Source organism: Pseudomonas abyssi (assembly GCF_003444685.1).
Lineage (GTDB): Bacteria > Pseudomonadota > Gammaproteobacteria > Pseudomonadales > Pseudomonadaceae > Halopseudomonas > Halopseudomonas abyssi.
The window spans coordinates 80,759-87,821 of sequence record NZ_LMAZ01000006.1 but is presented as its reverse complement, the minus strand read 5'-3'; the positions used below and the strand labels follow the sequence as shown (position 1 = coordinate 87,821).

The window sequence follows — 7,063 nt, the reverse complement described above, 5'->3', positions numbered from 1 at the left end:
CGCACTATCAAATCACCGCACTTCTCGCGGCCCCGTCAGGAGGCATGGATGCTACATAGACCCGACTCATTTCACCTCGAATACCCGACAGCACCCTCACCTGCGTGCAAGCCACTGCCGTCGATCAGTGGAGCGTTAAGCCTCGTGCGGTTTAACGTTCAGCACTCGTGCGCGATGGTCGCTAATCCATTGAAATATAAGAAAATATTAGATCGCCTCATCCGGCGTTATGCCGCGTATTAAAGTTAGTGCGATCTAATCACTGTTAAATGCCCAGCTGTGGAGAGTTCGGTGGTAGTGATATATAGAATCAGCCTTCTGTTGGCAGTGTTCGTCTTAGCGGGCGCGGCAGTATTTGTTGCTTCAAACCTTGCCTCGCTAGCTCCTGGAATGGGGGACGGAGGAGCTTTTCTGGCAGCTCTTAGTCTAGGCGCTGTTTTATTGGCTTTGATCATTGCCACCCCATTAGCATGGTTTGCCGCATGTGTGTCCTTCGTATGGCAGGATGCTATGCCCGAGGGTCGTTTCTATAATTATTGGATGCCAGTTATTGTGGCTCTTCCTGGCACCTCACTATTGGTCGTAGCGTGGTTGGGCATTTAACAAGCGGCTGTTGTCGCCCCTGCGGGCTGGGACGGCCTTTCCGCCGCTGCGCGGCTACAAGTCCGCCCCAAAGCCGGGCGTTATGCACATCAGGACCTAATACCGCATCCATATGAAAATTAAAAAAGTACCCGTCGGGCAATACATGCTGGAAAACCTAGGGGACACTGATGATGCTTATGAATATATTGAAGGCCTCATACCTTGGATAGGTGAGATAGTCGTTGCATTTAACGGTTTGGAATCATCTTTAGACAGCCTTCTTTGCGAGACATTCTCTGATCGCTCGGACCAAAAAGGGCTTCTAGTTCTTCACTCCATGATGTACTCAACAAAAGTTGACCTTTATAAGAAATTTACCGAGGACTTCCTAAGGGCATTCAACTGGGAAATTCCAATCTATAAAACCTTAATACCCCTCCTAAAAGAGTGCGGCGACCTAAGAAATAAAGTAGTGCACGCCAACTGGGAGCAAACCAATAACGATGGCTACACTCAAATAAAATATAAGCTTGGCGCAAACGGCCTAGATCACGAACTTTGCCGGTTCTCGGCAGAGTCACTGGAAATGATTTTTAAAAAAATCCATGAAGCTCGGCATGCACTAAGTGATTTTGAGGAGGAATGCCAAGCAAGAATTACTGAATGGAACAATGATGTTGCCAACAAAAACAATATTAGAAATAGGTCAGAGTAAGCGCATAACAAGTGGTTCAAGTCGTTCGCTTCGCTCACTCGGGACCGGCTAAAGCCGGCCCTTAACCAAACGTTAGACACACGAGGAGAAACCATGCACAAACTCCTGCTAATCGCCTTAGGCTTTCTGCTGTCTGAAGCAGTGCATGCCTCATCCCAAGAGCCGGTGTGCCTGAAATATAAGAAAGAGTATGGGTGGTCCCCCAGCTATTCAGTTGAAGCAAAAATCATGAGCGGCTCAGACTTAAGCTCTGCCACTGGTAACTACACTCGCTTTAGAGCATTTTCTACCTATGCCGTTGTGTTCTGGAGTAACGATCAGGCAACCATCCTTGAACTCCCTTCGAGCGCCCTAGGTAGCGTCCCAGCCTTTTCAACAAGCGTAAGGGATCAAGAAGGCAGGGAGTGGAAAATAAATCAAAGCAACGGCTTCTGCTTCTAGGAGCGTCTAACAACGCGCTCAACTGTCGCTCACTTCGTTCGCTGGATGTCCAAAAGCTGCGCTTTTGGCCGCCCGTTAGCTTAATCGTTAGGGCTCTCCGAGAGATGAGTATGGAAGAACTTAAATCCAGAACCACAGACTACCTTGCTTCGGTTGGTATGGAAGTGCCTGCGCATCTTCCGACGATTGAGGGGATGAATGAGGTCACGCCAAGAAGCGCGAAAGACGTAGCTGGAAGGCTCAGTGCTCTTGCTTATGTCATTGGTCTCGGTTTCGGTGCAAAAGGCAGCGAGCTTCTGGAGCAACTTCAAAAGTACGACCTAATGTCCTTCGTAAGCGAACGTGAAAAAAGACTACTTTGCGAAGAGGTTATTGGCGACCAAGATAAAGTAGATATGTCTTGGCAAACGGAATGCGTCCAGGCCCTGGCATGGTGCATTGGCCTTGTTGAACTCGACCACTTTCACCATTGTGATGACAATTTGGCCCAAAAGATTCCATTCAAAATAGATCCGAGTGAATTCATTAAGGGTGCCAAGCTGCGACCGATTACCGAAATTCAAGCGCAATCAGACCTGCTTTATAGAATGCACTGGTATGCGAGAAACTGCCGACTTACTGGGCGAGAATGCGATCTGAGTGAAAGCATCATCTCCGAGCGACGGAAAGCGATTGATTGGGCTTATGGTGTTGAGGAGAACTGGGATGAAGTGCCAATGGATACCTAGCCCTAACAATCGCAGGCACGGGGACAAAGTTTCCGCTGCGCTTCAACTTTGCCCGTGCTGCGGGCGTTAGGCCCTTATGAATCGAAACTTCGAAATAGTAGACGGGATCTGCCTCGTGCAGGAAAGTCACGAGCTTGATCTGCATAACAATTTTGACTTCAAGGGCTTAGATTACTCCGTGGGAGAGCGTTTGCTGATATTACGCTGGCAACGATCTAACGGAGATTGGGTAGGTTCCGATACGCCCGAGGCATTAACCATCGAGTTCAAGGGGGTTAGCGAATTTCGCTTTTTGCCCCGAGATACCGAAATGCCTTTTACCGAAGATGACTGCATCAACTCCTTTGGGTATTGGGTAGACGAGGATTGGGCGGAAGGTGTCATTATGGTTGAGCCTAATCAAAAGGCTGAGCCTCACTGGCTTACAGCAATTGATTTTATGTCTGGTGCAATTCTGGCAGTCCAGGCGGAGAGTGCCAGTGCAAACGTCTTGGCCTAACCAGTCATTCCAGTACGTTCCGGCCCTGACGGGCCTCCACCGGACGGCCTTTTCTCCGCTTCGCTACGCAAAGGCCGCCGCTCAATATTGGCGTTATGTTTAGAAAATCATGAGAATAACATTCGAGAATGTGAAAGGGATAGTGAGTCTCGATTTTGAGATCCCATCAGGCGGCGTTTGGATTCTTACCGGACTAAACGGGACTGGTAAGTCTACTGTATTGGCGACTCTTTATCGTATTAGGAATTCCTATGGTTTTCAGAAATTTTTCCGAACAAGTCCTTTAGCTGATAGGGTTGACCTATATGACAACGCATCAATAACCTATGAGATCAATGGCAGATCGGTAACGTATAGATACGGCGGCCAGAGGTGGAGGGCACGCCCCAGAGCCAATTCCTTAGTATTGGAAGATTTTCCATTTTCTACAGTGTCTTACCTCGAAGCCAATTCTGAACGAATTGAACCTTTTTCCGATGAAATAGCACCCAACCGGCTAAGAGACGCGAGTGACGATATAAAGGATTTTTTAGTCGCTGTCTTAGCGGACGATAAATGGAATAATTTAAAGTTCGTAAACACCCGTAGAGGTAGAGGGAACGAAGCATTCTTGATTCCTTATCGCCCCGGGCGGGAGCGCGCATATAAATACTATTCTGAAAAAAGCTTCAGCCTTGGTGAGCTTTGTATCCTTAGGCTTGCCAAACGCATATCGGAGATTCCAAATGACGGCCTAGTTCTGATTGATGAAATCGAAATGGCCTTACATCCTCAGGCACAGGTTAGATTGCTCGAAAAATTGCGCTCCGTAAGTCGGGACAAGAACACTACAGTCATTTTTTCTACTCACTCCGCATCAATTGTAAAATCAGCAGGAAGGCGAAACCTCATTCACCTAGTAAACAAAGGCCGAAATACGATTGAGGCAATTAGGAACCCCTATCCTGCGCAGATACTCGGCGAGATTGCTTTTGATGATGAATTGGGCGCCGATTTCGTGTTTTTCGTTGAAGACAAGCAGGCAAGGTTACTACTTGAACAGATGATTCAAGAGTATTTAGCAATAGCTAATCCCGACATTAACTATCAGCCTCTCTGCAAAATTGCACCAGTTGGTGGCTTCGTTCAGGTCTTGGAGTTTGTAAACGGTTCGTCACAGATATTTCCCAGCTACGTCCGTAGGTTTGCTTTCTTAGATGAGGACGTTAAGACTGAATCGCTTAGGTCTGCTCAACGGCGCAACGATCATCGGCTTTTAGATCTTTTTAACAGATCTGGACAGATATTGAATTACTTACCGTGCACACCGGAGGTCGGGCTTGTCGGTATGATTGAGGGGCAACATGTTAGGCAAGAAATACGAAATAGCTTTCCTGGTCACGCCATCAACATAGAGCGAATCATTCAGACTGCGGATTATCAAGCCCTTCAAAGTCAAAACCCACGCGATCTGGCCAAGAAAAAGATTGCCAATGTGGTTGAAAGCATAAGTCTAACCACCGGAATCGATGAAATACAGATTCGTCGAGCTCTATATAAAATATACACTAAGCATAAATATGGGAATGCTATTGGAGATTTACGCGCCTTGCTCGGTCCTATTTTCAATGCAAGATGAACATAACAAAGCAAATCCAGCCGACGCGCCAAAGGCGCGCGCGGCTGATTTGCGACGTTACGCAGTTTCCAAACTTACTTGATGTCGGCCCCGTTCGGTGGTCACGAAAAACCGCATACTCGGTGATTGGCACTGAGCCTTTTGTCACTTTTCCCTTGAGCGCCGCGTCCGACATCGCGGCTGTCTCGTCCTCCTCTATTTGTAGATGTGAGTGGGGCAGTATTCGTTGCAATCCAGATATTGACTCTCTCGCCCGCAGATAAAGCTGATCACTTGCAGCTTGCAGCTTGCAGCTTGCAGCTTGCAGCTTGACGCACCAGCGTCTACCAGCTTACCTTTACGTTAACGTAAAGCAACCCAAGCTGGCGCTCCATGACCCAGACCTACAGCATTTCCGACCTCGCCCGTGAGCTGGATATCACCACGCGGGCGATTCGTTTTTATGAGGAGCAGAACATGCTCAGCCCCGAGCGTCGTGGGCAGGAGCGGGTTTATAGCCCTCGGGACAAGGTGATTTTGAAGCTGATTCTGCGCGGCAAGCGCATTGGGTTTTCACTGGCGGAGTGTCGGGAGCTGATTGAGCTGTACGACCCGGGCCACGGTAACCGCAAGCAGCTGGAGACCTTTCTGGACAAGATCACCCAGCGCCGTGCGCAGCTGGCGCAGCAGTTGCTGGATATCGAGCAGATGCAGATCGAGCTGGATACCGCGGAGGAGCGCTGTCGAACGGCGCTGGAGCAAACGAATTAACGCCAACCGTACCCCCCTTTTTGAGTGAATCATGCATATAGAAACCGTCGATCAATCGCAGTATCCGCAACTCCTGACCATCTGGGAGGCGTCGGTGCGCGCCACCCATGACTTTTTAGCCGAGGCTGATCTGCTGGAGCTGAAGCCGCTGATTCTGGAGCAGTATTTTGCTGCGGTGGATCTGCGTGTCGCCAAGGGCAGCGATGGCGAGTTGCTGGGCTTTTGTGGAGTCAGCGACGGCAATATCGAGATGCTGTTTATCGCCCCCGAAGCCCGTGGGCAGGGCGTGGGCGCGCGTTTGACCACGTACGCGATTGAACATCAGGGCGCCACCAAGGTGGATGTGAACGAACAGAACGTGCAGGCGTTGGGCTTCTATGAGCACGTTGGCTTTGCGGTGGTCAGCCGCTCACCGGTCGATGGGCAGGGCAAGCCCTATCCGCTACTGCATATGGAGCTGGCTGGGCGCTGACCATCACGGGCCTGGCCTGCCCTGAAAAACAACACTGATGCACCAACAACAATAAACACAGGTGACCCCATGCATTACCCATCGCTGAACTTCGGTCTTGGCGAGACCATCGACATGCTGCGCGAGCAGACCCGCAATCTGGTTGATGCCGAGCTGGCGCCCCGCGCGGCGGAGATCGACCGGGAGAATCAGTTTCCGCAGGACATGTGGCGGCGCTTTGGTGACATGGGGCTGCTGGGCATTACCGTGCCTGAGGAGTACGGCGGCTCTGGGCTGGGGTATCTGGCGCATGTGGTGGCGATGGAGGAGATCAGCCGCGGGTCGGCGTCGGTGGGCTTGTCCTACGGGGCGCATTCCAACCTCTGTGTGAATCAGATCAACCGCAACGGCACGCCGGAGCAGAAGGCAAAATACCTGCCCAAGCTGATCAGCGGCGAGCATATCGGGGCGCTGGCGATGAGTGAGCCGAACGCCGGTTCCGATGTGGTCAGCATGAAGTTGCGGGCGGAGCGCCGTGGTGACCACTTCGTGCTCAATGGCAGCAAGATGTGGATCACTAACGGCCCAGACGCGCACGTTTACGTTATTTACGCCAAGACCGAGCCGGAAAAAGGGCCGCACGGCATCACCGCCTTTATCGTCGAGCGCGATTGGGCCGGCTTCTCCCGCAGTCCCAAACTGGACAAGCTGGGCATGCGCGGCTCGAACACCTGCGAGCTGGTGTTCGACAACGTCGAGGTGCCGGTGGAGAACATCCTTGGTCAGGTCAACGGCGGCGTGAAGGTGCTGATGAGCGGGCTGGATTATGAGCGCGTGGTGCTTTCCGGTGGCCCGACCGGGATCATGCAGAGCTGCATGGACGTGGTGGTGCCCTATATCCACGACCGTCAGCAGTTCGGCCAGAGCATCGGTGAGTTCCAGCTGATCCAGGGCAAGGTCGCCGACATGTATACCCAGCTCAACGCCAGTCGCGCCTATCTGTATGCCGTGGCGCAGGCCTGCGACCGTGGCGAAACCACCCGCAAGGACGCCGCCGGGGTGATTCTCTACACCGCCGAGCGCGCAACGCAGATGGCGCTGGACGCGATCCAGATTCTCGGCGGCAACGGCTACATCAACGACTACCCCACCGGCCGCCTGCTGCGCGACGCCAAGCTGTACGAGATTGGTGCCGGCACCAGTGAGATTCGGCGGATGTTGATTGGACGGGAGTTGTTTAATGAGACGCGGTGAGGCAGCGGCAAGACGGATGGCC

8 protein-coding genes are annotated in these 7,063 nt (G+C 51.6%); all 8 read left to right on the top strand.

The features are described 5' to 3' along the window. Positions 1 to 715: 715 nt before the first annotated feature. The 8 genes from ASB58_RS16065 to ASB58_RS16035 all read left to right on the top strand — a co-directional run bounded on the left by ASB58_RS16065 (position 716) and on the right by ASB58_RS16035 (position 7,041). Positions 716 to 1,300, top strand: coding sequence for a hypothetical protein (locus tag ASB58_RS16065; protein WP_118131619.1), 585 nt, complete (start codon positions 716 to 718; stop codon positions 1,298 to 1,300). A gap of 93 nt (positions 1,301 to 1,393) precedes the next feature. Continuing rightward, the gene (locus ASB58_RS19950; RefSeq protein WP_147336848.1) at positions 1,394 to 1,741 is read left to right on the top strand and encodes a hypothetical protein; all 348 of its coding nucleotides are present in this window, start codon (positions 1,394 to 1,396) and stop codon (positions 1,739 to 1,741) included. Positions 1,742 to 1,851: 110 nt separating this feature from the next. After that, the gene (locus ASB58_RS16060; RefSeq protein WP_181977959.1) at positions 1,852 to 2,469 is read left to right on the top strand and encodes a DUF4272 domain-containing protein; all 618 of its coding nucleotides are present in this window, start codon (positions 1,852 to 1,854) and stop codon (positions 2,467 to 2,469) included. Between the two features lie 115 nt (positions 2,470 to 2,584). Then, positions 2,585 to 2,968: a hypothetical protein gene (locus ASB58_RS16055; RefSeq protein ID WP_147336847.1), complete on the top strand. Its 384-nt coding sequence runs from the start codon at positions 2,585 to 2,587 to the stop codon at positions 2,966 to 2,968. 142 nt (positions 2,969 to 3,110) lie between these two features. Beyond that, complete coding sequence (locus ASB58_RS16050; protein ID WP_202974649.1) at positions 3,111 to 4,586, top strand: ATP-dependent nuclease; 1,476 nt, start codon at positions 3,111 to 3,113, stop codon at positions 4,584 to 4,586. A gap of 372 nt (positions 4,587 to 4,958) precedes the next feature. After that, complete coding sequence (locus ASB58_RS16045; protein WP_088277659.1) at positions 4,959 to 5,336, top strand: MerR family transcriptional regulator; 378 nt, start codon at positions 4,959 to 4,961, stop codon at positions 5,334 to 5,336. Between the two features lie 31 nt (positions 5,337 to 5,367). After that, on the top strand, positions 5,368 to 5,808 hold the full coding sequence (locus tag ASB58_RS16040) for an acetyltransferase (protein WP_118131615.1): 441 nt from the start codon (positions 5,368 to 5,370) through the stop codon (positions 5,806 to 5,808). 69 nt (positions 5,809 to 5,877) lie between these two features. Continuing rightward, positions 5,878 to 7,041 carry an isovaleryl-CoA dehydrogenase gene (locus ASB58_RS16035; protein WP_118131614.1) on the top strand — a complete coding sequence of 388 codons (1,164 nt, stop codon included), beginning with the start codon at positions 5,878 to 5,880 and terminating at the stop codon, positions 7,039 to 7,041. Positions 7,042 to 7,063: the final 22 nt, after the last annotated feature.